Origin of the sequence: Enterococcus sp. DIV0170 (assembly GCF_051710765.1) — a bacterium.
Lineage (GTDB): Bacteria > Bacillota > Bacilli > Lactobacillales > Enterococcaceae > Enterococcus_A > Enterococcus_A raffinosus.
Genome location: NZ_JBIOLG010000001.1, coordinates 1,594,805 through 1,620,521, shown reverse-complemented (window position 1 = coordinate 1,620,521; position 25,717 = coordinate 1,594,805). Strand labels below are relative to the sequence as shown.

The 25,717-nt window shown below is 39.1% G+C and carries 26 protein-coding genes and 1 other RNA gene; 7 read left to right on the top strand and 20 right to left on the bottom strand.

Annotated features, from left to right (window positions below; genetic code table 11):
- Window positions 1-4: 4 nt before the first annotated feature.
- The gene (locus IGI50_RS07870; protein WP_311854833.1) at window positions 5-436 is read right to left on the bottom strand and encodes an EbsA family protein; all 432 of its coding nucleotides are present in this window, start codon (window positions 434-436) and stop codon (window positions 5-7) included.
- Between the two features lie 35 nt (window positions 437-471).
- Here IGI50_RS07870 and IGI50_RS07865 point away from each other — a divergent pair, with 35 nt between their 5' ends.
- On the top strand, window positions 472-858 hold the full coding sequence (locus IGI50_RS07865) for a ribonuclease HI family protein (protein WP_311854832.1): 387 nt from the start codon (window positions 472-474) through the stop codon (window positions 856-858).
- On the opposite strand, the gene cls is transcribed toward IGI50_RS07865, so the two are convergent.
- The 3 genes from cls to IGI50_RS07850 form a co-directional block, all read right to left on the bottom strand.
- Window positions 853-2,313, bottom strand: a complete 1,461-nt coding sequence (cls, locus tag IGI50_RS07860; RefSeq protein ID WP_438776654.1) for a cardiolipin synthase — start codon at window positions 2,311-2,313, stop codon at window positions 853-855. The genes IGI50_RS07865 and cls overlap by 6 nt on opposite strands.
- A gap of 144 nt (window positions 2,314-2,457) precedes the next feature.
- Window positions 2,458-5,091 (bottom strand): alanine--tRNA ligase, encoded by a 2,634-nt coding sequence (gene alaS, locus IGI50_RS07855; protein WP_438776653.1) that lies wholly within the window; start codon window positions 5,089-5,091, stop codon window positions 2,458-2,460.
- 266 nt (window positions 5,092-5,357) lie between these two features.
- Window positions 5,358-6,410 carry a DUF7278 family profilin-like fold-containing protein gene (locus tag IGI50_RS07850; RefSeq protein ID WP_010744808.1) on the bottom strand — a complete coding sequence of 351 codons (1,053 nt, stop codon included), beginning with the start codon at window positions 6,408-6,410 and terminating at the stop codon, window positions 5,358-5,360.
- Between the two features lie 69 nt (window positions 6,411-6,479).
- On the opposite strand from IGI50_RS07850, the gene IGI50_RS07845 reads away from it, so the two are divergent.
- A complete protein-coding gene (locus IGI50_RS07845) occupies window positions 6,480-6,920 on the top strand; it encodes a GNAT family N-acetyltransferase (protein WP_438776652.1) in 441 nt (146 codons plus the stop codon).
- An 18-nt stretch (window positions 6,921-6,938) separates the two neighbouring features.
- On the opposite strand, the gene IGI50_RS07840 is transcribed toward IGI50_RS07845, so the two are convergent.
- Both IGI50_RS07840 and IGI50_RS07835 read right to left on the bottom strand, forming a co-directional pair.
- Window positions 6,939-8,288 carry a DEAD/DEAH box helicase gene (locus IGI50_RS07840; RefSeq protein WP_438776651.1) on the bottom strand — a complete coding sequence of 450 codons (1,350 nt, stop codon included), beginning with the start codon at window positions 8,286-8,288 and terminating at the stop codon, window positions 6,939-6,941.
- A 1-nt stretch (window position 8,289) separates the two neighbouring features.
- Window positions 8,290-9,438 carry a VanZ family protein gene (locus IGI50_RS07835; protein ID WP_311854826.1) on the bottom strand — a complete coding sequence of 383 codons (1,149 nt, stop codon included), beginning with the start codon at window positions 9,436-9,438 and terminating at the stop codon, window positions 8,290-8,292.
- A 120-nt stretch (window positions 9,439-9,558) separates the two neighbouring features.
- Here IGI50_RS07835 and IGI50_RS07830 point away from each other — a divergent pair, with 120 nt between their 5' ends.
- The gene (locus tag IGI50_RS07830) at window positions 9,559-9,873 is read left to right on the top strand and encodes a hypothetical protein (RefSeq protein WP_218255455.1); all 315 of its coding nucleotides are present in this window, start codon (window positions 9,559-9,561) and stop codon (window positions 9,871-9,873) included.
- A gap of 12 nt (window positions 9,874-9,885) precedes the next feature.
- Here IGI50_RS07830 and IGI50_RS07825 read toward each other — a convergent pair whose 3' ends face one another.
- The 6 genes from IGI50_RS07825 to IGI50_RS07800 all read right to left on the bottom strand — a co-directional run bounded on the left by IGI50_RS07825 (window position 9,886) and on the right by IGI50_RS07800 (window position 13,690).
- Window positions 9,886-10,233 carry a hypothetical protein gene (locus IGI50_RS07825; protein ID WP_311854825.1) on the bottom strand — a complete coding sequence of 116 codons (348 nt, stop codon included), beginning with the start codon at window positions 10,231-10,233 and terminating at the stop codon, window positions 9,886-9,888.
- 112 nt (window positions 10,234-10,345) lie between these two features.
- A complete protein-coding gene (locus IGI50_RS07820; protein WP_311854824.1) occupies window positions 10,346-10,993 on the bottom strand; it encodes an HD domain-containing protein in 648 nt (215 codons plus the stop codon).
- Entirely contained in the window at window positions 10,980-12,146 is a 1,167-nt protein-coding gene (locus IGI50_RS07815) for a THUMP domain-containing class I SAM-dependent RNA methyltransferase (RefSeq protein ID WP_010744801.1), read from the bottom strand. The genes IGI50_RS07820 and IGI50_RS07815 overlap by 14 nt, the downstream gene beginning before the upstream one ends.
- A gap of 129 nt (window positions 12,147-12,275) precedes the next feature.
- An RNA gene (rnpB, locus tag IGI50_RS07810) (RNase P RNA component class B) lies at window positions 12,276-12,648 on the bottom strand.
- 14 nt (window positions 12,649-12,662) lie between these two features.
- The gene (gene gpsB, locus IGI50_RS07805) at window positions 12,663-13,064 is read right to left on the bottom strand and encodes a cell division regulator GpsB (RefSeq protein ID WP_010744800.1); all 402 of its coding nucleotides are present in this window, start codon (window positions 13,062-13,064) and stop codon (window positions 12,663-12,665) included.
- Window positions 13,065-13,132: 68 nt separating this feature from the next.
- Window positions 13,133-13,690, bottom strand: coding sequence for a DUF1273 domain-containing protein (locus IGI50_RS07800; protein WP_218255451.1), 558 nt, complete (start codon window positions 13,688-13,690; stop codon window positions 13,133-13,135).
- Window positions 13,691-13,770: 80 nt separating this feature from the next.
- Here IGI50_RS07800 and recU point away from each other — a divergent pair, with 80 nt between their 5' ends.
- Window positions 13,771-14,376 (top strand): Holliday junction resolvase RecU, encoded by a 606-nt coding sequence (recU, locus tag IGI50_RS07795; RefSeq protein WP_218255450.1) that lies wholly within the window; start codon window positions 13,771-13,773, stop codon window positions 14,374-14,376.
- Window positions 14,377-14,380: 4 nt separating this feature from the next.
- On the top strand, window positions 14,381-16,693 hold the full coding sequence (locus IGI50_RS07790) for a PBP1A family penicillin-binding protein (RefSeq protein ID WP_438776650.1): 2,313 nt from the start codon (window positions 14,381-14,383) through the stop codon (window positions 16,691-16,693).
- Between the two features lie 15 nt (window positions 16,694-16,708).
- Here IGI50_RS07790 and nth read toward each other — a convergent pair whose 3' ends face one another.
- The 7 genes from nth to IGI50_RS07755 form a co-directional block, all read right to left on the bottom strand.
- Window positions 16,709-17,362: an endonuclease III gene (nth, locus tag IGI50_RS07785; RefSeq protein WP_438776649.1), complete on the bottom strand. Its 654-nt coding sequence runs from the start codon at window positions 17,360-17,362 to the stop codon at window positions 16,709-16,711.
- A complete protein-coding gene (locus tag IGI50_RS07780) occupies window positions 17,355-18,065 on the bottom strand; it encodes a DnaD domain protein (protein ID WP_218257295.1) in 711 nt (236 codons plus the stop codon). The genes nth and IGI50_RS07780 overlap by 8 nt, the downstream gene beginning before the upstream one ends.
- A 113-nt stretch (window positions 18,066-18,178) precedes the next feature.
- Window positions 18,179-19,522: an FAD-dependent oxidoreductase gene (locus IGI50_RS07775; protein WP_438776648.1), complete on the bottom strand. Its 1,344-nt coding sequence runs from the start codon at window positions 19,520-19,522 to the stop codon at window positions 18,179-18,181.
- Window positions 19,523-19,893: 371 nt separating this feature from the next.
- Window positions 19,894-20,814 (bottom strand): IS3 family transposase, encoded by a 921-nt coding sequence (locus IGI50_RS07770; protein ID WP_438777579.1) that lies wholly within the window; start codon window positions 20,812-20,814, stop codon window positions 19,894-19,896.
- Window positions 20,793-21,476, bottom strand: a complete 684-nt coding sequence (locus tag IGI50_RS07765) for a helix-turn-helix domain-containing protein (protein WP_010745472.1) — start codon at window positions 21,474-21,476, stop codon at window positions 20,793-20,795. The genes IGI50_RS07770 and IGI50_RS07765 overlap by 22 nt, the downstream gene beginning before the upstream one ends.
- A 99-nt stretch (window positions 21,477-21,575) precedes the next feature.
- Window positions 21,576-23,570, bottom strand: a complete 1,995-nt coding sequence (tkt, locus tag IGI50_RS07760) for a transketolase (protein WP_218257294.1) — start codon at window positions 23,568-23,570, stop codon at window positions 21,576-21,578.
- A gap of 92 nt (window positions 23,571-23,662) precedes the next feature.
- Window positions 23,663-23,905 carry a DUF896 family protein gene (locus IGI50_RS07755; protein WP_010744792.1) on the bottom strand — a complete coding sequence of 81 codons (243 nt, stop codon included), beginning with the start codon at window positions 23,903-23,905 and terminating at the stop codon, window positions 23,663-23,665.
- Window positions 23,906-24,037: 132 nt separating this feature from the next.
- Between IGI50_RS07755 and lexA the strand changes: the two genes are divergently transcribed.
- Both lexA and IGI50_RS07745 read left to right on the top strand, forming a co-directional pair.
- Window positions 24,038-24,661 (top strand): transcriptional repressor LexA, encoded by a 624-nt coding sequence (lexA, locus tag IGI50_RS07750; RefSeq protein ID WP_010744791.1) that lies wholly within the window; start codon window positions 24,038-24,040, stop codon window positions 24,659-24,661.
- Between the two features lie 102 nt (window positions 24,662-24,763).
- Window positions 24,764-25,030, top strand: a complete 267-nt coding sequence (locus IGI50_RS07745; RefSeq protein ID WP_010744790.1) for a hypothetical protein — start codon at window positions 24,764-24,766, stop codon at window positions 25,028-25,030.
- Window positions 25,031-25,203: 173 nt separating this feature from the next.
- Here the strand turns inward: IGI50_RS07745 and IGI50_RS07740 are convergent, their stop codons facing one another.
- Entirely contained in the window at window positions 25,204-25,716 is a 513-nt protein-coding gene (locus IGI50_RS07740) for an adenine phosphoribosyltransferase (RefSeq protein WP_218257292.1), read from the bottom strand.
- Window position 25,717 lies beyond the last annotated feature (1 nt).

Below are 25,717 nucleotides of genomic sequence, written 5' to 3'. Positions count from 1 at the left end.
AAGATCAGTCATGACTGATCTTTTCGTTTTCTTTGATGTCAATTTCAGGATAAAATGCAGCAAAATCTTTCAAAAAAGCGGCTCTTCTTTTTTTTCTCATTGCAAAATGAAACGTTGCTCCACTTAGTCCCTTCCGTTGAATAATGATTCCATCTTTACAAAGGGCTAAATAATCAATGTGCTCTTTAAGAAGTGTTTCTCGTCTCCAAAGTCTAGAGTACCTTACCTTTATTCCCGTCTCTTCTAAAACTAAATAGCGATGGAGACCAACCACACCACTCAAGACGGCGATACCAATAACGATATTTCCCTGCAAGTAGGGATGTGTCTTTTCTAAAGTCAAGATTAAACCATAAAAAAGAATGATAAAGGTCACCGACCAATAGATGATACTGATCGATAGTTCCGGTTGCCAAAAATAGCGTTTTTTCTCCATTCATATACTCCTACTCTAAAAAAAGGATGATCCTTATGTTAAAAGTTTATACCGATGCTGCCACGAATCTAGAAAAAAGCGGCGGCGGTGTTTTAATTATTTCTGAAAAGCAACAGCAGCTAGCATTTTCATTACCTGAAACAAATAATCATCAGGCTGAACTAGCTGTCATTCTCTATGCGCTACATTATCTGATCGATCACAAGTTAAATGATCAATCGGTTTTGCTTTATTCCGATAGTAAAACTGCAATAAAAATTTTAGACCAAGGACAGACAAAAAACAAGCTCTTCCTGCCATATTTATCAGAGTTTAATGAAATTGCTCCGCAATTTCCACTATTGGTGCTTCAATGGATTCCTGAAGCAAAAAATAAAGGGGCGGACAATCTTGCCCGCCAAGGTTTACGAAAAGAATTATAAAACTGGTGAAAGCAAACGAGAAAAGCGTTGTTTGAAGTTCAGCCAATGGGACTGACTCGCGATCATCTCATCTGTTAATTCGATACATTCCTTCATGTCTTCTTCAAAGATCGTACGGAACAGCTGGGCAATCTCTGGATCATAGATAAAGCTGCTGACTTCAAAGTTCAGTTCGTAACTGCGAATGTCTTGATTCGTTGAACCGAAGGTGGCTAATTCATCGTCGACCACGATTGTTTTTGAATGAATAAAGCCATCAGCATAATGGTAAATCTTGACTCCGCGTTGATGTAAATAGTTAGCATAATACTGTGTTGCTCGATAAATAAAAGGATGGTCTGGCATATTGGGAATCATAATCCGGACATCAATACCAGAGCGAACAGCAATCAAAATAGCTGATATCATTGTTTCATCGGGGACAAGATATGGACTTTGAATCCAAACACTCTTCTCTGCTGCTAAAATCAAGCGGACAAACCCATCTTTGATGATCTGTTCGCTGGAATCTGGACCATCTGCCACGATTTGCATAGGGACACCCTTTTCAATCTTTTTCTGTGGCAAAACAAAATATTCAGGTAAATAGCTCATGCGCTCCGTTTTACTAGAAACGGAAGCATTCCAGTCACGAATAAAGATTTCTTGAAGGGTAAAACTTGCCGTTCCTTCAATTCTGCCATGAGTATCTCGCCATCTGCCAAAGCGTTTCGATTCTCCTAGGTACTGATCCCCTACATTAAATCCACCGGTCCAGCTGATCTGTCCGTCAATGACAACGATTTTTCGATGTAAATGATAATTTAAGCGGGTTTTTGCTAAAATGTTCTTTGATGTGATAAACGGAGTGACTTTACCACCGTTTTTGATAAGCTTTTCAAAAAACTTTTTGTTGGTTTTTGGAGAGCCCCAAGGATCATAGATCATTTTGACTTGGACACCTTCTGCCGCCTTCTCCTCTAAAATACGCAAAAAACGATTACCGATTCGGTCATTGAAGAATGCATAGTACTCTACATGAATCGTACTTTGAGCAGCTCGTAAATCTTCAAATAAACGTTCAAACTTCGCTGTCCCATCTAAAAAGAACTCCAGCTCATTGCGAACAGCTAAAGGCGATTCGTCCAAATTTTGGAAATACTTTACTAAAGATTTCGCTGCCGGATACAACTGATCCGGTTCATTGTAATCCACATGACGATTGTCTTCTTGAATGATCTCATTGATTTCCTTTACGCGCTTTTCATCCTCTTGTTCAAACCGATACATAGTCTCGCCATCGATTCCCCGTCCACAAAAAGCATAAATTAAAAATCCGATCACAGGTAAAAAAATCAAGGTCAATAGCCAGGCCCAGATCGTTGTAATATTCCGCGGTTTACGAAAAACGGTAATAATCGCACCCACAGCATTGGCAATAAAAATTAAAAAAATAATTTGCTCAATAATTCCCAAGTGGTCCCCTCTTTTCAATAAAAAAATTCTCTCATTTGAATTATACCCAAATCACAGTAGTAATAAAAGAAACACGCTACAGAATAGTCATTTTCTCATAAAAAAAGACAACATCACTAAGATGCTGTCTTTAGCCGTCGGCAATTATGCCAACCAGTTCGCTACTTCTGCTAGTGCATCAGATAATCCAGCTGGATTCTTACCGCCTGCTTGTGCCATGTCTGGACGACCGCCACCGCCACCGCCAACTTTTGGTGCGATTGCTTTGATCAAGTCGCCAGCCTTCAGCCCTTTTTCATTCGCTGTCGGACTCATAGCCGCTAACAAATTCACCTTTTCTCCTTGAATTGTTCCAAGAACTAAGACGTCGGATAAGGCTTTTTGTTTCCATTGATCCGCTAATTGCCGCAGCTGATTCATGTCTTTGACGTTAACTTGTGCTGTAATCACAGTGGTTCCATTGATTTCCTTCACGTCTTTGAAGACATCTCCGGCCTGTTGGTTCGCCAATTTTGTCGCTAGTTTTTCATTTTCTTTTTGTAATTCTTTTACTTGCTGTTGTAGCTGTTCTGTTTTGGTGACTACTTCTTTGATTTGTGGTGATTTCACGATTTGTGCAACCTGCATTAATTGTTCTTCTTCATCTCGGAAGGCTTCATAGGCTTCTTTACCTGTTAACGCTTCGATCCGACGAACACCGGCACCAATGCCTGATTCAGAAACGATCTTGAATAGGCCGATGTCTTCAGTGTTCACCACATGCGTTCCTCCACATAATTCGATAGACCAATCACCAATATTTACGACACGAACATCGTGACCATATTTTTCGCCAAACAGGGCCATCGCACCCATATTCTTGGCAGTATCGATATCTGTTTCAATCGTTACGACTGGAATAGCCTCCCAAATTTTTTGGTTAACGATTTTTTCCATTTCTTTCAGTTCAACTGCCGTAACCTGACCAAAGTGAGTAAAGTCAAAACGTAAGTGGGTATCCGTTACTAATGAACCCGCTTGGTTCGCATGATCGCCTAAAACTTCTTTTAGTGCTTTATGCAATACGTGCGTCGCCGTATGGTTTTTTATCACTTTATTACGAAAAGCAGCATTTACTTGTAGGAAGTATTTATCTCCTTCGTTTAATGATTCAAGAACTTCTACAGTGTGCAACGCCTGACCATTTGGCGCTTTTTGCACATCTGTTACATTGGCAATGATTTTGCCTGATTGGTCAACAAGGATTCCTTTATCCGCAATCTGTCCACCCATCTCAGCGTAAAAAGGTGTCTCAGCAAAAATGACTTTGGCTTCTCCTTCCTTCACTGTGGAGACCATCGCATTGTCTTGTAGGATAACAAGTAATTCACTTTCAATTTCTAAATGATCATACCCGACAAACTTGCTGTCAACTTTGATATCACCTAATAGCGCTGTTTGAATACCCATGGATTTTTCTGTCGTACGAGCTGCACGAGCACGTTCTTTTTGAGCCTGCATCTCTACTTCGAAGCCTTCATGATCAACTTTTAAGCCTTCATCTTCAGCAACCTCTTCCGTTAACTCCACAGGGAAGCCGAATGTATCATAAAGCTTAAAGATGACTTTTCCATCAAGCGTTGTCTCGTTTTTGTCCTTCAGATCCGCTAAAACATCATTTAACATGGTCAAGCCATCGTTGATTGTTTCATGGAAACGTTCTTCCTCAGTACGAACAACTTTTTCAATAAACGCTTCTTGCTGTTTCACTTCTGGATAGTAGCTCACCATAATTTCACCGACAACAGGAACTAATTTATACAAAAAGGCTTGGTCGATCCCAAGTTTTTTTCCATGCATGACTGCCCGACGTAATAAACGACGTAGGACATAACCGCGTCCTTCATTTGATGGAAGCGCACCATCGCCAATTGCGAATGCTAAAGAGCGAATGTGGTCAGCGATAACTTTAAAGGAAATATCTAATAATTTATCTGTTCCATATTTTTTACCACTTAATTCTTCAACTTTACCGATAATCGGTAAGAACAGGTCTGTTTCAAAGTTAGTTGGTGCATCTTGGATGATCGAAACCATTCGTTCAAGTCCCATACCCGTATCAATGTTTTGATGAGGCAATGGTTCGTACGTTCCTTGTGGCGTATGGTTAAATTCTGAAAAGACCAAATTCCAGATTTCTAGATAGCGTTCATTTTCTCCGCCTGGATAGTTTTCTGGATCATCTTCAGCTAAGTCATTGAATGATTCTCCGCGGTCGTAGAAAATCTCTGAATCAGGACCGCTCGGACCAGCGCCTAGATCCCAGAAGTTGTCTTCGATCTCAACAACATGATCTGCTGGAATACCAACTTCCTCTAACCAAATACGTTTTGCTTCCTTGTCCTCTGGATAAACTGTGACATACAATTTATCCGGATCAAACCCGATCCAATCTGGCGAAGTCAAGAATTCCCATGCCCATTCGATCGCTTCTTCTTTAAAATAGTCGCCAATAGAAAAGTTTCCAAGCATTTCAAACATCGTATGGTGACGGGCAGTTTTCCCGACATTTTCGATATCGTTTGTGCGAATGGATTTTTGTGCATTCGCGATGCGTGGATTTTCAGGAACGACACTTCCATCAAAATATTTCTTCATGGTGGCAACACCTGAATTGATCCACAATAATGTTGGATCATTTACGGGAACTAATGAAGCACTTGGTTCAATCATGTGCTCTTTGGTTTTAAAGAAATCTAAAAACATTTGGCGCACTTCAGCGCTTGATAATTTTTTCATCTATTCTCCTCTTTTCTAAAAAAATAAAAACTACCACTGCAGTCAAGGACGAAAACTCGCGGTACCACCTTGATTGCAATGATAGTTTGATCATTACCTCTTCAGCTCGTTAACGCTGAGCAGCGTTGATTTTTCAATCAAATAATTGTGGGAGCAATTTATTCTTCGCCACGTGCAGCTTTCAGCAATCGTGCACTTTCTGTGGAGGCGTAAGGAACAAACCATATCCTTTTATGAGTATAGGAAAAAGTTTGCCAAAAGTCAAACTAGATCTTGATTAAAATCGCTTTACGATACAAATAATCACTCGGCGATAAAACTTTTTCATGGAGCATCGTCGTATTGTTGCTAAAATAGCTCGACAAAGGAAGAAAATCAACAATTGGAATGCCCACATTGTTTTTCTTATTCGTCAATTTTAAAACACCTGGATCTTCCGTGATCTCAAAACGTTCCATGGAAGTATCGAAATACAGGCCAAACATATTCTCCCGTTCCATCATCTTGCGAACCTTTTTTCCTCGGTAAGGGTCCTTCACATTCAAATCATTTCCCCAGCGGAATAGACGGCGGCTGCCCGCCCCGTTGACATACTCCCACTGATCCTCCGTCAAAAGATCAAAATTCTTCTTCCGAACTTTTTTCCTCAAGCTGCTATAGGTATGTTGCTCATGACTAAAAACAAAATAACTGTCTGAATGGGGCACCATTTCAATATACCAACGGTCTTCTTTCAAGACATTTCTAGGGAAAGACCACGTCATGCTCTCTTCTGGTGTTAAATTCGGAGAAAGTACCTCTTTGATTTCTTCCTCATACATAGAAAATTGATCGGCCTCACCAGAAAAACTTCCTGTTACAGCATCGTAGATTCCTAAGTAATTAGTTCCAGCAGGTAACGCGTGTCGTTGGACGAACATTGGTGGAATTTTAACTTTTCGCAGACTTGTGGTTTTATCATTGATTAGTTCCCCCAAAGAATCCACGTCAAAAAAATTGTACTGTCCACGCAACTCTTCAGGAATCGTGATTTCCTGAGAGTTTGGTGCAGTTTCTAATAGAGACAAGCCCTTAGTGCCCAAATTCCAGCCTAAAATGGCATCTTTATTTCCAGGAATAAAAACAAATTCCTCTTCATCAATTAACAATTGGAACGTTTGACACTTAATCCCGTATAAATCAAAATCTTTTAATTCAATATCTGAAATCTTCATCAGCGGGTTAACAAAATGAAGTAATAACTGGCTTAGTAAGGTGCGTTTTTCTTTCGGATTCAATCGTTTCCAATAGGACCAGTCTAGTTGATCGAGTAAGTTCATAATTCTTTCTGCCTCCTCCAACATCATATGCTAAAATTATACCATTATCATAATGAAATGAGGATTAAGATGAAAAAATATTTTGGCGCAACACCAGAACTTCAGGCTGCTGCTTTTTATTTGCGCTATCAAGTTTTTGTTTTAGAACAAAATATTTTACCAGAATTGGAATTCGATCAATTGGATACAGCAGATCGACAATATCTTGTTTTCTTTGATGAACAGCTACCAGTGGCAACCGTTCGTTACCAAAAATTGGATTCTGTCACTTTGAATCCTGATCGCTTATGTGTCCACCCGGATTATCGAGGTCACGGGTTGGGTGCTGAATTGCTGCAATATATTGAAAAGCAAGCTAGTAAGGAAGGATGTTGTTATTCCGTTCTCTCTGCGGAGATTAGCGCACAAAAATTTTACGAACAACAAGGTTACCAAGTTGTTTCTGACGTTTTTGAAGAAGATGGGATTCCATGTATCAAAATGCAAAAAGAGCGACTGTCCACGGATTAGCGGACGTCGCCCTTTTTGTTAAGAATTCGAGCGCTTTTTATTTTTCCGTACACTGCGCTCTTCCTGCCGGCGTGCTTGCCGACGTTTTTGTTTGTTTGATTCTGAAATTGCTCGATCAATTTTCTTTTTGTATCCAGGTTTGATTTTTTTCTTGGATTTTTTTACTAAACCGATTAATGTTGGGTCTAGCTCATCCTTTGATTTCTCACGTTTCTTTCGTCGATTGCGGTCGTAGGTATCGACGATTTCTCCATTTTTTATTTCTTTTGGTTGGAAAGTAACACCAGTATTTTCTATCAGACTAACGTCGTTTTCATCACTTGGGCCATACAAGGTAATCGCTGTGCCTGAAAGTCCATTTCGACCCGTTCTTCCAACACGGTGAATAAAGAAATCTAAATCTTGAGGGATTTCAGCATTGATAACATGTGACACCCCTTCAATATCGATTCCCCGTGCCGCTAAATCGGTTGCCACAACATATTGGAAGTCTAAGTTTTGTACTTGACGCATTACCCGCTTACGTTCTCGTGGTGAAATATCCCCGTGAATCTTCGCTACTTTTAATCCTTGAGATTTCAAATACTCGCTGATTTCATCGACATGCTGTTTTGTATTCGCGAATACAATGGCCAAATAAGGGTGCCCAATGGTTAATAACTGATAGATCAGACGATTTTTATCTTGCCCTTTTGTTGAAATCAACCAGTTTTCAATCGTATCAGAAATCACAGCTTTAGACTTGATTTCTTCAATCACTGGATTTTCCATATATTTCAAAAGAAATGGACGTAACTTCTCAGGAATCGTTGCAGAAAAAACTAGCATTTGAAGATGTTTCGGTAACCGACCAGCGATTTGATCTACTTCAGCTAAAAAGCCCATATCCAGAGTCATATCTGCTTCGTCAACAACAAAATATTCTGCTGTATGAACCTTTAATGCCTGTTCGTTCATCATGTCTAAAATTCGACCGGGTGTTCCAATAGCTACATGAGGCTGATGAGTGGATAGCTTTTCTATTTGGCGTTGTTTATCAGTGCCGCCAACAAAATTAGTCACGCGAATTTCAGTTGATGAAAATTGGGCGATTTGAATCGCTGCCTGATAAATTTGTGTTGCCAATTCACGACTTGGAGCCGTAATAACAATTTGTACCTCATCTTTTTCAGGATCAATCTTATCCATCAAAGGCAATAAAAATGTATGTGTTTTTCCTGATCCAGTTTGAGATTGTCCAACAACATTTTTTCCTTTTTTGACTAAAGGAATTAATTTTTCTTGAACCGCCGTTGGTTCAGTAAACCCTTTATCCTTAATAGCTTCAAGAATAAACGGCTGGAAATTGAATGATTCAAAAGTTCGCATGTTATACCTCTTTCTTTAACGTACTAATCGTATACGTGTGACTCGCTTTATCATGGAATAGGCGGTTTTTTCTTCTTATGAGAGCATACAATAAGTTGAAAAGAAATAAAAGCAAAATTCCTAAACTCATAAAGCCAAATGTAACATAAGCAATAAATATCGAGTGATCGGCTATTGATAGATGGTTCATCGTAAAATTAAAAATCTGCAGAAGTCCATTAAGGAAAAGATAAAAGGCGCTATACCGCTTCACTAAACTCCAAAACCGAATATGCTCTCTGTTCTTTTCTACCACTTTGATACGAACCACTTTTTTTCCAATGGTTTGCCCATTCCAAAAATACATAACCAGCATGAAGTATAACACAACTTCCAAAGTGAAGCTGACAAATGGATAACTTAATAATACTTTTATGTTACTAGGTAGATTGGTTCCAATAAGACCAACAAGACTACTGAAAAAACCAATAACCATCCAGTCAATCACCATTGCGACAAAGCGCCGCAACAGAGAAACTTGCTGTCCTTTAATATACGATTCTGAATCAAGCTCGTTCCTTGTTGGTAGAAAGAAAGTAAAGAGTGGCGCACAGGCGAAGCCGAAGGTTCCACCTAATGTGTTGTGAAATAAGTCATTGACATCAAATAGACGATACGGGCGTGGATAAATAAAGTATAATCCACTCAATTGAGTCAATTCGAAAAATAAGGACAAACAAAAACTAGCCAAAATCGTCTTCCAAAGTGAAAATTTGAAATAATACCGACAGTACACACCAAATGGAAACAACAGGAAAATATTAAAGACCGGTTCAAGAAACACACTTTGTTTCATCGCTTGCAAATACGTGCTTGGATTATTCAATTGCAGTACTGTTTGATTCATGAAGTTGTGCCAAGATTGAAAAAGATGAAGCTCGTATCTCGGACCGGTCATCTGTGCTACTGCATCAATGCTCGGAAGAGGCAAAATGACCAAATAATAAGCAGATAGTAAATAGAAGACAAAGGAATAAAGAATCAGACTTCTCAATTTACCTAATTGTCCATATTTGCGATAGTAATAAATTAAAAATGGTGCAGTAATAATCATTGCCAAAAAGGGGAAAGTTATCACTGCTGCTTTAATAGGAAAAATATAACTGTTCATAAAACTCCCTCATCTTATAAAGGACCTGCCGATTATTCGAATCAGCAATGCTTTTTTTTGTGTTGTGGTAAAATGGAATCAGCTCTGATTTATCATGAATTTTCAAGGAGGTTTTTTTATATGCTTAATCCGCTTTTTGCGTTTGGCGTTCCCGCAGCCCTGATGGTTGCCTATATGATTTTCTATTTTTTAAAACGGATGAAAAGTAATGAGTATCGACGGTTTGCCTTGACATTGATTTCAGTTTTTTTGACAACTTTTAGTTATCAAGTTTACAACTACAGTCAAACTGTGATCTCACTTACTTCAGCAGAAAGTTTTCAAAAGAACTTTGGATACAGTCAAGGTCGCTTAATCGTCCCATTCGCTCTCGGTGCAATTCTTACGGTCATCAATGTTTACTACCTTTTCCGTCAGTTTAGAAAAAAAGAATAACAGGGACTCCTGTTATTCTTCCAAATCAAAGAATTTGATTTCGACATTCTCTAGTAACTTCAAGGTATTCAAGTCTAAGTTGACCCACTCTTTTGATGCTGGTTGATAATTATTATCCTCAAACGACATTTCGATTTCATTCAAAAGTTGTTCGGGTGTTCCAAAAAAGCTTCGTTCTTTTTCAAGTAAAAGACTAATCAATGCTGGATTTTCTACTAAGAAATAATCCTCTTGGTATTTATATAAAATTACCTGGTAGGTCTTATTCTTAAGCTTGCAACGAATAGCGAATAATCCTTCAGACAATTTTGGCATTTTTTCTAAAACTTCTTCGGGACTCAAGAATTCACGATGTAGCATTCAGAGTTCCTCCTAACCAAGAAACATTATAGGAGAAAAAGAAGAACACTGGAAATAATATGTCTTGTCTCAAGGATTTTTTTACTTTTTTCTGAAGATTCTCCCTTTACTTTTATGATAAATTCCACTCGGTATAAAAAACTTCTAAAAAATTTTCCATAAATTTTTTTCTTCGTTCTGCTTCTAATTTTCCAGCTTTTGTATTCATCGTTTCTGGTAATTTGAAAAGCTTCTCATAAAAATGATTAATTACCGTACTTTTTTTACGATACTCCTGTTTACTCTTGAACTCTTGCGGTAATATAGCCGGATCATATAATGGGCTATCAGTATGCCCCCCATAATAAGCCGTTCGTAAAATACCGATCGCTCCTAAGGCATCAATACGATCCGCGTCCTGAACGATCTGTCCGGCTACAGTCAAATCAGCTTTTCCTTCTTCGATCTCCTTCGAGAAAGACATATTTTCAATGATTTCAAAAATTTCTTGAATCTCTTTTGTAGAGAAATCAAGTTCTTTTAAAAACTTTTTAAGGTTCCTTTTTTCCAACTCAACGTCAGCGACGACTTTATCATCGATAATATCATGAAGATAGCTCGCTGCTTCAATAATCAAAGTATCAGATATACCTTCTTGTTCAGCCAGTTGATTTGCTATTTTGGCCACGCGCTCCACATGATAAAAATCATGTCCGCTATGGTCGCCCCCAAGTTTTTCTATCGAATAATGGCGAATTTCTTCTACTTTATTCTTCTGCATCTAATCTCGGCTTTCTGGGTGGACGTTCGCCCCAATATTGAAATAGATCTGTTCGTAACGCCCCATTATATAATTTTCTTTTTTTGGTTGCTTTAGCGCCATAGAACTCTTCAAAGGCCAGATCACTTGTAAGAATATATTTGCTCCAGGTTTTTAGCGGACGAAAGACATCTCCCATCTCTCGATAAAGTTCACGTACCTGTTCTTCCTCTCCTAGACGCTCGCCGTATGGTGGATTTGCTACAATTACACCGTAGTCTTTTTCGGTCTTAAAGTCTTTGACAGCCTGTTGCTTAAATTGGATCGAATCCCCTAAACCAATTTCTTCTGCATTTGCTCGAGCAATTTCGATCATGCGACCATTGATATCTGATCCAGCAATATCCAATTCGATATCATAGTCAGCAGCATTATCAGCCGCTGCCCGTACTTTTTCAAATACAGAGGAATCAAACCAATCCCACGCCTCGCATGCAAAATCACGATTGAAGCCAGGAGCGATATTGTGTCCAATCAAGGCAGCTTCGATACACAATGTTCCAGAACCACAAACAGGATCATAAAAAGGACGATCTTTACGCCAATTTGTCAGCATCACTAATGCTGCAGCCATATTTTCTTTCAGTGGCGCGCCACCCTTTTCTAACCGATAGCCGCGTTTAAACAAACTTGGTCCAGTAGTATCTAAAGTCAAGACAACATGATCCTTTAATAAAGCTACCTCTAATTGGAACAATGCCCCTGTTTCAGGTAATGGTACACGAGCTGGACGATGATAGACCTCACGCAAACGCTCCACGATAGCTTTTTTCGTGATCGATTGGCAGTCAGGGACGCTGTACAGCTTCGATTTTATTGAGCGTCCCGCAACTGGGAATTCTGCATCCAGCGGTAAATAGTCTTCCCACGGAATTGCCTTTACTTTTTCAAATAATTCATCAAAAGTAAAAGCATCAAATTCATCGACAATAATTTTTACACGATCCGCTGTTCGTAACCATAAATTAGCAGTGGCGATTGTCTCCAAGTCTCCTTTAAATCGTGCCCGTCCATTTTCCACTTGACACTCGATGCCAAGTCCTCTTAATTCTTTGCCCACTAGGGCCTCTATACCAGCGGCAGCTGTGGCAATCAAATTGTATTGTTTTTCCATAATATCTCCTTTGAACCTCTTCTTAGTTATCATTTATTGTTTTTGTTATCTATGAGGGGCAATCTTGAATTTTCCAATAAAAAAACCTTCACAACAAAGTTGGAAGGCACACCCTGAATTGCTGCAATTTTCTGTAAGCCATGTTTTGTACGGCGATCAACTCAGGGAAGCGTGATCGTCGTGGTAATCATCTATCTCCGACATAAATGCCGTCTCTTTCATCGTTCATTTCCTTAGAAAAAGCGCCCCTACCATTGTTTGGGTTGCTCGCTCGAGGGGTTTACCGCGTTCCACCATTTTGATTTCTCAAAATGCTTCGTCACTGTGGCACTTTCAAGAATACTCAGGCATAGATTCCTCCTTAGCCTTTTTTTCTGCCGTTACTTCAAAAGAAGTACCTTAGCTTATGGTTTCGCTAAGCACGAACACTACAGACATCTCAGTCTGTGCGAGCATGGACTTTCCTCAGCCTGCGCAAAGCAAACCGCGATCACCCAAAAATTGCATCATTCAAATTTAAAATTGACGAGTTTTTTCAATGTCGCTCTCATCTTGAGTATAATTTTGACCAAAGTCCGAAGATGTTTGTGCAGAGGCTTGTTGGTCAAGCTTCTTACCAAATACTTCTCTTTCAAGATTCGATAAACGTTTCAAGATGTCAAAGTTTGTTACCGCTGAACTCTTAGGCGCAGCTTCTTTTACACGTGAAGGTGCTGGCTGAGCTTTTGACAGTTGTTCAACTTTTGCTTTCAACCGATCATTTTCTTCTCTCAACGTTAATAATTCTTTGTTATAAGCTTCATAATCTTTAATTACATTGTCCAAAAATTCATCAACTTCGATTGGATCGTAGCCGCGCATTTTTGTTTTAAATTCTTGCTCCAAAATATCGTTAGGAGTATAGATTACATTCGCCATTTTTCCACCTCATTAGCTCTAATCTTAATTTACTTTCCTATACATTCTAGCTGATATACCAAAGGAAATCAAACACTATCCCCAAAGTATGAGGAATTTTCTAAATCATCCATCGTGATCGTAAGTAAATCATAAGAATTTCTCTCCTGAAATTTCTCTACATCCTTTAGAAAAAATTTGGTTTTACCAGGATACTCTGTATCATAAACGATAAGCGCTGCGTCCGTATGCTGAAGCAGAAAGTTTACATGATTTTTAAATTGTATTGGATTTTGATACGGGTGATGACTGACAGAATCAACGAAATCAGCCGTTTGTACCAGCTCATTCAAAAATAATTGATTGTGTTCTTTCCAATTACTTCCGAATCCTTCAAAGGGAAAAATAATGGCTAATTTTATCTGAGAATAGTCCTGTTTGAGTTCATTGACGATTTGCCCTGTCCAAATCTCTGTGCCAAGACTGCCGCTAATCATCACCCATTCCAGACCGTTTTCAATTAACGCAATCAGTTCTCGTTTTAAAACATTCTTAATGACTTGTACCTTTGGATCTTTCTCATTGAATATTCCCAATTCATAGCTTTGATATCCTGTTACGTATAATCGCTCTATTGTTTCATTCATTGCATTTTCCTTACTTTCACTTAAAAATAAAATATCTTTCGAAAAAATTTGCTATAATAGCTAGCAGGAGTGTGATAAAAATGACCTTTCATTACCCTAACGGTCAGTTGTTTTCACAAAAAAATCCACGAGAACGTACATTAAAAAAGGAGACGACGTTTGCGAATCGCGGGATGCGCTTTGAAGAAGCAATTAATCAAAGCAACGAATACTACTTAACTCATGATAAGGCAGTTGTCCATAAAAAGCCAACGCCGCTTCAGATTGTTAAGGTCGACTATCCCAAACGAAGTGCGGCAGTCATTAAAGAGGCCTATTTTAGACAGCCTTCTACTACTGATTACAATGGCGTTTATCGCGGATACTATCTAGATTTTGAAGCGAAGGAAACGAAAAACAAAACCTCATTTCCGCTGAAAAATTTCCATCAGCATCAAATCACTCACATGCAGCAATGCATAAAGCAAGAGGCGATTTGTTTTGTTTTGCTATGGTTTTCAAGCTTGAATCGTTGCTTTTTTCTTTCTGCTCAAGAACTGGTAAACTATTGGAACGAGCAAGAGAACGGCAAAAAATCAATACCACTTACAGTAATAGAAACAGTTGGTATCGAGATCACACCGCAAATTGCCCCAAGAATCCCTTACTTAGCAGCGGTGGAACAATATCTTGAAAAAAGGAGTTAATCAAATGGCTAATCCCTCACGTTCGCAAAAGAAAATGCGAACTGCACAAGGAAAAAAACCTGCATCAAAGAAGACAAAAAATCGCCATATTGGGTTGAAAATCGCGATTGCAATTGTGGGGTTACTTTGTGTAGCTTTACTAACGGGCATCGGCGTCTTCTTCTTCTACGTGAAAGATGCGCCAACTTTAAGCGAAAAGAAATTGGACGCAACAGTATCTTCAAAACTATATGACAAGGATGGCAATATTTTTGAGGATTTAGGTGCTGAGAAACGCGAAAAAGTCAGCGCCACTAAAATACCGCAGGAATTAGATGATGCGATTGTTTCAGTGGAAGACCGACGCTTCTTTAAACACAACGGCGTTGATCCAGTTCGAATCATGGGTTCGTTATTCCACAATATTACGAATAAAGGCGGACTTCAAGGCGGTAGTACGTTGACGCAACAACTTGTAAAGCTTTCGTTCTTCTCAACAAAAGCTTCAGATCAAACACTAAGGCGAAAAGCACAAGAAGCCTGGTTAGCAATACAGCTTGAGAAAAAACACTCGAAACAAGAAATCCTTACTTACTATATTAATAAAGTTTATATGGCAAATGGCCTCTACGGGATGGAAACTGCTGCTGAAACCTATTTCGGAAAAGAACTTCAGCATTTAACTATCGCTCAGACCGCCTTGTTAGCTGGCATGCCGCAAGCACCCAATTCATATGATCCTTATAAACATCCTGAAGCGGCGAAAGATCGACGAGATACAGTGCTTTACACGATGTTAAATAATAAGAAGATTACTCAAGACGAATATGATAAAGCAACAAAAGAACCGATTGATCAAGGTTTACTACCATTGGAATCTGACAATCAGGAACGAAAAGTTGCCGATAATTATGTCAAAGAAGTTATTGCTCAAGTAGAAGATAAAACAGGGAAGAATGTTTACACCGACGGTTTAGATATTTACACGAATTTAGATACGGATGCTCAAAATCGTCTTTACTCGATCGTAAATGGTGATGAATATGTTCAATACCCGGATGAAGAGTTACAAATTGCAGCAACACTCGTTGATAGTAAAACTGGAAATGTGACTGCTCAAATTGGTGGTCGCAATATCGCAGACGATGTCTACTTGGGGATGAACCGAGCAGTAAATACCAATCGTGATTTTGGTTCGACAGTTAAACCAATTACCGATTACGGACCTGCCTTTGAATACTTGCAAAAGTCTACAGGTGACCGGATCGATGATAAACCTTACTATTATGAAGGTACGAAAACAGAGGTCAAAAACTGGGACAACAGTTACCAAGGAAATATTACACTGCGTCAAGCGTTGTATGACTCAAGGAATGTGCCTGCCGTGAAGCTCTATAACGAGGTTGGTCCTGAAAATGTATCAAAATTTTTGAAAAAGTTGAATATACAATACAAAGATATTCAGCAAGCTAATGCCATATCAAGTAATACTGAAGCGCAGGATGGTACCAAATATGGTATCTCTACTGAAAAAATGGCTGCTGCCTATGCAGCCTTTGCTAATGGCGGTACTTATAACGAACCGCTTTATATTAACAAGATTAAATACCAAGATGGTTCTGAACAAACATTTGAAAATGAAGGTAAAAAAGCCATGGAACCTTATACGGCCTATATGATTACTGACATTTTGAAAGATGTGATTACTAAGGGAACTGGATACAAGGCTCAAATTCCGAACTTGTTTCAAGCTGGGAAAACTGGGACTTCAAACTATACAGATGATGAACTAGCCAAAATCCCTCATTCTGGATCAATTTCTCCAGATGTAATGTTTACTGGCTATACACCTCATTATTCATTATCAATTTGGGCCGGCTATGATAATAGAATGACACCAATCACCACTCAATCTGAAACTATCGCCCAAGATGTTTATCGCGAAATGATGAGCTATGCCTCAGAAAATGTTTCAAATGAAGATTGGGTTATGCCAAATGATGTTCTAAGAATTGGAAATGAACTCTATGTAAAAGGAGCGTCTTCCGTTCCAGTACAACCTAGCTATTCTGTCCAAGGTTCTTATTACAATAACAACAGCTATTCCAGCGAAACGACTACTCAAAGCAGTAGTGTTGAATCTGAAACCAGTGCATCGGAGTCATCAACAGTGGTTCCACCAGCAAGCAGCAGCGAAGCACCAACAAGTTCTGCACCTGATCCTACACCAACACCGTCTTCGTCTGCTGAACAGCAACCATCACAGCCGTCATCAAGTGCTAATCAACCTGACACGGCACAGGCACAACGAAATTTACAGCCTAGTTCTGGTAATTAAAAAAGGCCACTCGAATTATTTTCGAGTGGCCTTTAATCTCTCTTTCCCATCTTGGCACATATCTAATAACGGACAAATTTCGCATTTAGGTGCGCGTGCGGTGCAGTGATAACGTCCGAAGAAAATGAGTGTGTGATGACTTTTAACCCATAAGTCTTTTGGTATTTTCCGCATTAATGTGGCTTCTACTTCCGTTACAGAAGCGCTTAATTTACATATCCGTAAACGCTTAGTTACTCGTTCTACATGGGTATCCACAGCTATGGCAGGTACACCAAACGCATCCCCAAGCACTACATTGGCGGTCTTACGGCCAACCCCAGGCAGCTTAATTAACTCTTCGCGAGAATCAGGAACAACGCCGCCGTAATTATCTAACAGCATCTGTGCACAAGCCTTAATGTTTTTTGCCTTGTTCCGATACAAACCAATTGTTCTAATCTTCGCAATAATTTCTTCAATAGGTGCATGAGCCAAAGCTTCAGGTGTCGGATAGGCCGCAAATAGTGCCGGTGTCGCTTTGTTCACAGAAACATCTGTTGCTTGCGCACTTAAAATGACTGCAATTAATAATTGAAAAGGTGATTCAGAATGGAGCTCTCCCACCGCATCGGGAAACATTTCGTACATTCTTGACATGGCTTCCATTGTTTTCTCTTTGCTAAGCATCTGGATCTTTCCCTTCTAACCAGTTATACAAAGACACTTTAGGAAGTTCTTCAGAATGATTTTGTTCTTCCTTTTGAAGTAAAATTTGTTTTCTTCGGCGCTGTTCCTCTTCCACCTGCACTTTTGATCGAATATTTTTTTTCTCCCAACTTTGTAAGACTGTTTCGATATATTTAAAATTATACGCCTGATTTAAAACAGCTTCTTGTAATGCCAACTCAATCAATGATGGCGAGTAATGATCCTCATTCAACCAATAACCAATTTTTTGGTATTCAATGGGTGACAATGGTCGGCCAAACTCCTGCTCGAAAGAACGCAACATTTTCTTTTGTGCGGCCAAATCATTCTTCTCCTCCGCTTCAAAACGCTCTTGTTCTTTTAGTATGTTTAATTTTTCATATGCTGGCATCAAATTATAACGATCACTTTGCTTTCCAGATTCGTCCAAAGCTGTTTCAAGGGTGACAAACTCTTTTTCAACCAAGCTATTTAACACACCATAAATTTTTTCAATGGTATTACCCATATTTTTAGCGATTATTGTTAAATCCGGAAAGTCTTCTCCTGCTTGATGTGCAGCATGAAGCTGAAGCCAGAGCATAAATTCGTTTGTATCTAAACCAAGTTTTGTATAATTTTTTAAGAGCAGATTTGAGATGGTCGTTTCTCCTCCTGCTAAATATTCCTCTAATGAAATCATTTTAAATCCTCCGTTCCCATTTTTAGTTTACACTAAAAAAAAAAGAAGTCCAATCCTGGAAAACGAATTATAAAGAAACAAAAAAACAGGAAGGTTCCCCTCCCTGTTATGGGTTATTCTGCTTCTGCTAAGGCTGCTTGAGCTAAGATATTTAAGTAGTTCCATGGACGATCGAAGTGTGGTTGGAAGAAGAAATCTTGTAATGCTAGGTCTTCCAAGGTCATGCCATTTTGGATAGCTACTGACAATGTATTCGCTGATTGTGTAATATCGTATTTAGAAAGGAACTGTGCACCTAAAATTTTGTTTGTTTCCTTTTCAGAGACAATCTCCATTAAGACTTTTTCAGTCGTTGGCATAAATTCTGGACGATAGTTGTCTTCAATGACAGTCACATTTGCATCAATTCCATTTAATGCAGCACTTTCTTTTGTCAATCCAGTTGAACCAATCGTCCAACCAAATAGATATAGCCCGGATGTTCCTTGTGTTCCACGATACTTCATTTTTTGTTCAACTAGATTTTGTCCAACTAGCATCCCTTGACGCACAGCGTTTGTTGCTAATGGAATATATTGTTCTTGTCCTGTTGGATTGTAATGAACAACCGTAGAGTCTCCAGCAGAGAAAATATCAGGATTGCTTGATTGCATGTATTCGTTCACTTTGATTGCGCCGCTTGGCAGCATATCAACCTTATCCTTCAATAAATCTGTATTTGGTCTGAAGCCGACACATAAAATGACCATATCTGCATCAAACTCCTGACTTGCTGTCACTACTTTTGTCACCACTCCAGATTCGTCAGCAACAAATTCATTGACGTTCTCACCCAATGCTAATGTTACACCCCGATCAACTAATTCTTTTTCTAAAAGATTTGTGAAGGGTTCGTCCAAGTATTTATTCAAAATTCTAGATAGACCATCAATCAAGGTTACTTGTTTACCGGATTCAGCAAAAGCCTCGACTAATTCAATTCCGATATATCCTCCACCTACTACTACTACTTTTTTAGCATCCTTTGCTTGCTCAATGATGACATTTGCCTGGTTGTAGTTTTTACATAGCAATACATTTTTGGATTCAATTCCTTTGATTGGCGGAATAATTGGCCAAGAACCTGTTGTTACTACTAATTTATCATAATCAACTATTTTTTCTTCGTTTGTTTTTAAATCCTTAGCTGTTACTTTTTTAGCATCTGTATCAATATTTGTTACATCGTGTTCCATGTTCACTTTTGCACCTAGAGAGGTTAATTCTTCAGGATTTGAGTAAAACAATCCTGCTGGATCCTTCACTACTCCTCCGACATATAAAGCGATTCCACAAGATAAGAAAGAAATATTATCGTTCCGCTCAAATACAGTAACCTCTGCATCTGGGTGGTTTGCTAAAATATTTTTAACGGCTGCAGTGCCGGCATGTGTACATCCTACTACTACTACTTTCATCATTGTCCCTCTTTCATTTAATAATTTTTGTTTGCAATCTTTTGCACAAGGACAGTATAACAGAATTCAAATTCTGTCTAAATAAATTTGCTCACGAATAAACATTTTTATCTTCCTAAGAGAAATTATGTAAGCGCAGTTAGTAAAAAATACTTTAAAAGCCAGTCAGATAAAGAAAAAAAGCTGAACAGAAATTGGTGGGCTACCCGTCAATAGGACAATGAAATAATGAATAATTTTTAGAACTACTCTTCGCTTCTTGAAGAGTAGTTTTTAACTTTTTTAAGAAACAACTACCGCGCTGCCGCTTGGTTGGTCATGCGTTTCAAACACAAAACAAAGGGCGTTTTATGTTTGAAACGCACGAATGATTAGGCTGCTTCGTAATACAGATTGTGATACTCCATCGGTGTCAACACATGCAATTTCCGTTGATAGCGCCCATTGTTGTAATAGTCCATATAATTCGCAATCATCGTGACTAGCTCTGTACGACTCGTAAATTTCTTGCCGTAATATTTTTCTCGTTTGATCATTCCCCAAAACCCTTCCATCGGACCATTATCGATACATTTTCCAACACGAGACATGCTTTGCGTCATTTGAGCTTCAATGATTCTGTTATAAAAATTCTGATGCGTATATTGGAATCCACGATCGCTATGAAAGAGCGGGTGAGCATCAGGTTCTGTTTCGATTGCTTGATCGAAGGTATCAAAGGCAATATTCAGGTCATTGGTATCACTAATGACGTAAGAAACAATCCGACGATCATAGAGGTCTAAAATCGCGCTTAAATAAACCTTGTGGATTTCTGGTCCCTCATAATATTTGAATTCCGTTACATCCGTTAGCCATTTTTGATTCGGCGCTTCGGCAGTAAACTTACGATCTAAAATGTTTTCGGCGGTGTGGTAGGGATGATTCGCTCCTTTTGTAATACTGTTGGCAGAGTGTTTGATGGTCGACTGAATCCCTTCATGTCGGCAGATACGCAACACGCGTTTGTCATTGACATGAATATCGTGTTCTCGAAGCAAGTCATTATTAATCCCGCGATACCCTTTTTCAGGATGTTCATTATGAATGATCCGTATAACTTTCGCCAATTCCATGTTTTCTAGCGTCCGTTCACTATAGGGATGTTCGATCCACCGCAAATAAGCCGAACGAGTGACACTCATGATTTTACACATGGGTAAGATGGCATAGGCTTTTTCTTCGTGAAGTTCTTTGATTGCTTCGTAAGCAACTACTTTTCTGACTTGTCCTAGCGATCCCTTCTTTCTAATTCCTTTACTTTTTTTAACAGGTCGATCTCCATCTGTTGGTATTTTACTTGTTCTTCGAGTTGAGCGATTCTGATTTGCGCGTCTTCCTCTGGGGTGCGACTTTCTTGTTTGGCTTTTCGTTGTCCACGACGATCTTCTAAACCGGCCTTGCCTTTTTTTTCGTAACGCTTTACCCAATTGTAGAGATTGGCATATTTCACTTGGTATTTGACTGCGGTCCCGCTGTAATCATAGTCATTTGCGATACAATACAGGACCATTTCTACACGTTCTTCCAAACTGAATTTTTTTGTTTGTCTCACGTTGCTTCCACCACTTTCTGATTTGAAGTCTCCATGAGTATTATATCTCTTAATCCAGTCTCGAAGTTGAGTTGTACTTCTTAATTCGTATCTTTTAGCTACTCTCAATAGGCTGTCTGAGCCATTCAGATAATCAAGAACGGCTTCAAGTTTTAGTTCCTTTGAATATCCCTTATTCTTTCTTGTGGCAATCAACCCAGCAGGACCTTCGTTTTCATAAATTGCGCACCATCGTTTCAACGTAGTGGAACTAATTCCAGCTTCTTTAGCGGTTCGAGCTGATCCTCGTTCTCCATTCAAATACTGCTTAACAAACTGTACTCGTTTTTCCACAGTAAGTTTCATCTGTCTTTTTCCCATAATAAATACCCCTAACTAGGACTTAATTATTTCTTTGTCCTAGTTAGGGGTAGCATATCAAATTCTGTTCAGCTTTTTCATTTTAAATGAAAAAAATGATTATAGTTCGTTAAATGTGTTTACAACATTTTCAACAGTGAAACCGAACTGTTCTAGTACGTAATCACCAGGTGCAGAGGCTCCGAAATGATTGATTCCGATCATTTTACCTTCTGAGCCAATGTAACGTTCCCAGCCAAATGGCGAAGCAGCTTCAATTGCTACGCGTTTTGTTACTGCTTTTGGTAAAACGGATTCCTTGTACGCTTCATCTTGTGCTTCGAATAGATCAAAGCTTGGAAGAGAAACTACAGAAACATCTTTCCCTTGAGCCTTTAATTCTTTTTGTGCTTGAACAGCTAGATTTACTTCAGAGCCCGTTGCGATCAAAATACCATCCGGTGTGTTTGATTCAGCTTTAGATATGACATAGCCACCTTTAGCGACTCCATCTTTAGCCATTTCTTTGCTGTTTGGCAAGACTGGTAAGTTTTGACGACTTAAAACTAAGATAGTAGGTTTATTTTTTGTTTCTAATGCTTGAATCCATGCTGCAGAAGTTTCATTACCATCAGCAGGACGAATGACTTGGACATTTGGCATGCAACGAACACTAGCCAATTGTTCGATTGGCTCATGTGTTGGGCCATCCTCCCCAACAGCAACAGAATCATGCGTCAATACATAAATAACTGGTAATCCTTGAATCGCTGACATTCTAACGGCAGGGCGAAGGTAGTCGGTAAAGACGAAGAATGTTCCGCCGTATACACGGGTACCACCATGTAAATGAATACCGTTCATAGCACTTGCCATTGCAAATTCACGAACACCAAACCAAATATTGCGACCTTCATAAGATTCAGGTTGGAATTCAGCTTCATCAGCAATTGTCGTGTTGTTTGAACCAGACAAGTCAGCTGATCCGCCCCAAATGTTTGGAACTGCTTTTGCAATTGCCTGAATTGCATCTTTACTTGACACGCGACTCGCTTGAGCTGTACCTTCTTCGTAAACTGGCAAAGCTTTTTCCCAGTCTTTAGGTAAATCGCCTGCAAAGGCCATTTTAAATTGCTTCGCTAACTCAGGATGAGCTTTTTCGTAATTTTCGAACATCGCATCCCATTCTGCTTCTGATTTCGCGCCCTTATCATTGATTTGCTCTTTGAAACGTTTGGCAACATCTTCAGGAACAGTAAAGTCAGGATATTCCCAGCCATAAACAGTTTTTGCCACGTCAATTCCTTCTTGACCGAGAGGAGCTCCGTGGACTGCAGAAGTCCCTTCTTTAGGTGAACCAAAACCAATGACTGTTTTAATTTCGATTAATGTAGGTTTCTCAGTTTCAGCTTTTGCTTCGTCAATTGCTTTTGAGATGGCTTCTAAATCATTGCCGTCTTTTACTAAGATATGTTGCCAACCATAAGCTTCGTAGCGTGCACCAACATTTTCAGTGAATGCCTTTGAAGTAGGGCCATCCAAAGAAATATCATTTGAATCATATAAAACGATTAATTTGCCAAGCTTCATGTGACCTGCCATTGAACTTGCTTCGCCGGAAACGCCTTCCATTAAGTCCCCATCGCCACATAGTGCGTAGGTGTAGTGATCCACAACGTTAAAGCTGTCACGGTTGTATGTCGCAGCCAAGTGTGCTTCGGCCATTGCCATTCCGACAGAAGTTGAGATACCTTGACCTAAAGGACCTGAAGTTGCTTCAACCCCATCAGTATGATGAAATTCTGGGTGTCCTGGTGTTTTACTTTCCCATTGACGGAAATTTTTCAAATCATCAATCGTTACCTGATAGCCTGCAAGGTGTAACAAGCTGTACAGCATTGCAGACCCATGACCTGCCGATAAAATAAAACGGTCGCGGTTTGGCCAGTTTAATGAAGTCGCTGGATTAACATTCAAATGTTTAGTCCATAAAGCATAGGCCATCGGTGCCGCACCCATTGGTAACCCTGGATGACCTGAGTTTGCTTTTTGGATTGCCTCAATACTTAACGTTCTGATTGTGTTTACACCTAGTTGATCGATATTGTCGAACAAATTACTTCCTCCTTTTTGGTCATAAATACTTTAATTACAGATTCATTGTAACCGATTTATTTTGACTTTTCAATCACTTAACAACAAAAGATTTACTTTCTGTTGTGCAATCCTTTTTTCTTTTGAATCTCTTTTAATTTCTCGGGGGTTACATCGTTTCCCTCTGGATCGACAACCTTCATCCCTTCAATATGATGTCGCATGCCACTACGGAATGAAGAAATGTATTCTTCGCGAAGAACCTTCTGTTCGTGTGCCTCTGCATCAGTTAAGCCCACTGTTTTCTTTTTCTTAGCTAATTCGTTGATCCGTGCAATTGTTTCATCATTAATCATCTTAAGCACCTCTTTTCCCTCTTTAATTATACATAAAAAAAAATAAGTTGAAAGCACAAACAAATGCGAACGCTTGTTTGATTTGTTGCAATAACTATGCTACACTAAAAAAAACGAAAGAAGGTGCGGGCATTGGCAAAACGAACGGAAACAAAACAACTAGAAGTTTTACGTTTCATTCATGAACGCGTTGAAGATAAAGGTTACCCACCCACTGTTAGAGAAATTGGAGAAGCTGTGAATCTTTCATCTACATCTACTGTTCATGGCCATTTATCCAGATTAGAAAAAAAGGGTTGGATTCAACGAGACCCAACAAAACCAAGAGCAATCGAATTAACCATTACAGGATTAGAGAAAATCGGAGCGACACCTCAGGTTATTCCAATGTTGGGAGTCGTTACTGCAGGTGAACCTATATTAGCTGTTGAAGAAGCATCAGATTTCTTCCCGGTTCCTCCGGATCTATCTAGCGAAGAAGGCAGCTTGTTTATGCTGACAATTCGCGGTGAAAGTATGATCAACGCTGGAATTTATGATGGGGATCATGTAATTGTCAGAAAGCAATCGACAGCGACAAATGGTGAGATCGTGATAGCGATGACTGACGAGAATGAAGCGACCTGTAAAAGATTCTATCGGGAATCGGATCATATCCGTTTACAACCTGAAAATGATGAGTTAGCGCCGTTAATTTTTGACAATGTATCCATACTTGGAAAAGTCGTTGGCTTGTACCGCAATCATATTTATTAATCGGAATTCATTTCCGATTATTTTTTTCTTTACAAATCGAACAAACATTCGTATAATGAATATACAAACACACGTTCGCGTATTTATTAGGAGTGATTATTGATGAAAGCAGTAAGAAGATTTGGTTTGATTATCGCTGTATTGTTACTAGGATTATTGATTGGTAAGTTAGGTTCTTTAGCTACGATCGTCATTTTTTCTGGTTTGTTCCTCGTTTGGTTTATGTTATGGGATGAGCGCAAATATGCACAACACTATGCTGAACGTTACTCTGATGAAGAAGATACTGAAGAAGACATCTATTATAAAGAACCTGCTGAAGATTTTTATTATGTGACTTATGACCATCATTATCATAAGTCTGCTTAACTTACTATACGAGCTGCTAGAGAGATCTAACAGCTTTTTTTGGTAAAACACAGTTCATTTGGTTTATAGAACTATTAAAAGAAGTGGATATGACAAGATGTTTGTCATACCCACTTCTTCCAAAAATAGGTTATTGCAGAAATTACTTCTGGAATAACCTATTTTTCTGATTATTAGTAGTCCATTAAGGTTAAAATATCGTATCCTTTAATTTTATCTCGTCCACGCAACTCTTCCAACTCGATCAAGAAAGCACAACCAACAACAATTCCCCCAAGTTTTTCAACTAATTCGATTGTCGCCTTAATTGTACCACCAGTAGCTAATAAGTCATCTGTTATTAATACACGCTGACCAGGCTTGATCGCATCACTGTGGATTGTTAAGGTATCGGTGCCATACTCTTTCTCATATTCGACTTCAATTACTTCGCGAGGCAATTTTCCTGGTTTACGGACAGGAGCGAAACCTAAGCCCAATTCAAAAGCAACTGGACAGCCCACGATAAATCCACGTGCCTCTGGACCCACGACCATATCGATTTGTTTTTCTTTTGCATAGTTAACAATTTGTTTAGTAGCTTCACGGTACGCTTCACCATCAGCCATTAATGGCGAAATGTCGCGGAAAATGATTCCTTCTTTTGGATAATCCGGAATACTGGCAATATAATCTTTCAAATTCATT

Coding starts and splice junctions, on each gene's coding strand:
- IGI50_RS07870 (WP_311854833.1), bottom strand. CDS start 436: ATGGAGAAAAAACGCTATTTTTGGCAACCGGAACTATCGATCAGTATC.
- IGI50_RS07865 (WP_311854832.1), top strand. CDS start 472: ATGTTAAAAGTTTATACCGATGCTGCCACGAATCTAGAAAAAAGCGGC.
- alaS (WP_438776653.1), bottom strand. CDS start 5,091: ATGAAAAAATTATCAAGCGCTGAAGTGCGCCAAATGTTTTTAGATTTC.
- IGI50_RS07850 (WP_010744808.1), bottom strand. CDS start 6,410: ATGAACTTACTCGATCAACTAGACTGGTCCTATTGGAAACGATTGAAT.
- IGI50_RS07845 (WP_438776652.1), top strand. CDS start 6,480: ATGAAAAAATATTTTGGCGCAACACCAGAACTTCAGGCTGCTGCTTTT.
- IGI50_RS07840 (WP_438776651.1), bottom strand. CDS start 8,288: ATGCGAACTTTTGAATCATTCAATTTCCAGCCGTTTATTCTTGAAGCT.
- IGI50_RS07835 (WP_311854826.1), bottom strand. CDS start 9,438: ATGAACAGTTATATTTTTCCTATTAAAGCAGCAGTGATAACTTTCCCC.
- IGI50_RS07830 (WP_218255455.1), top strand. CDS start 9,559: ATGCTTAATCCGCTTTTTGCGTTTGGCGTTCCCGCAGCCCTGATGGTT.
- IGI50_RS07825 (WP_311854825.1), bottom strand. CDS start 10,233: ATGCTACATCGTGAATTCTTGAGTCCCGAAGAAGTTTTAGAAAAAATG.
- IGI50_RS07820 (WP_311854824.1), bottom strand. CDS start 10,993: ATGCAGAAGAATAAAGTAGAAGAAATTCGCCATTATTCGATAGAAAAA.
- IGI50_RS07815 (WP_010744801.1), bottom strand. CDS start 12,146: ATGGAAAAACAATACAATTTGATTGCCACAGCTGCCGCTGGTATAGAG.
- gpsB (WP_010744800.1), bottom strand. CDS start 13,064: ATGGCGAATGTAATCTATACTCCTAACGATATTTTGGAGCAAGAATTT.
- IGI50_RS07800 (WP_218255451.1), bottom strand. CDS start 13,690: ATGAATGAAACAATAGAGCGATTATACGTAACAGGATATCAAAGCTAT.
- recU (WP_218255450.1), top strand. CDS start 13,771: ATGACCTTTCATTACCCTAACGGTCAGTTGTTTTCACAAAAAAATCCA.
- IGI50_RS07790 (WP_438776650.1), top strand. CDS start 14,381: ATGGCTAATCCCTCACGTTCGCAAAAGAAAATGCGAACTGCACAAGGA.
- nth (WP_438776649.1), bottom strand. CDS start 17,362: ATGCTTAGCAAAGAGAAAACAATGGAAGCCATGTCAAGAATGTACGAA.
- IGI50_RS07780 (WP_218257295.1), bottom strand. CDS start 18,065: ATGATTTCATTAGAGGAATATTTAGCAGGAGGAGAAACGACCATCTCA.
- IGI50_RS07775 (WP_438776648.1), bottom strand. CDS start 19,522: ATGAAAGTAGTAGTAGTAGGATGTACACATGCCGGCACTGCAGCCGTT.
- IGI50_RS07765 (WP_010745472.1), bottom strand. CDS start 21,476: ATGGGAAAAAGACAGATGAAACTTACTGTGGAAAAACGAGTACAGTTT.
- IGI50_RS07755 (WP_010744792.1), bottom strand. CDS start 23,905: ATGATTAATGATGAAACAATTGCACGGATCAACGAATTAGCTAAGAAA.
- IGI50_RS07745 (WP_010744790.1), top strand. CDS start 24,764: ATGAAAGCAGTAAGAAGATTTGGTTTGATTATCGCTGTATTGTTACTA.
- IGI50_RS07740 (WP_218257292.1), bottom strand. CDS start 25,716: ATGAATTTGAAAGATTATATTGCCAGTATTCCGGATTATCCAAAAGAA.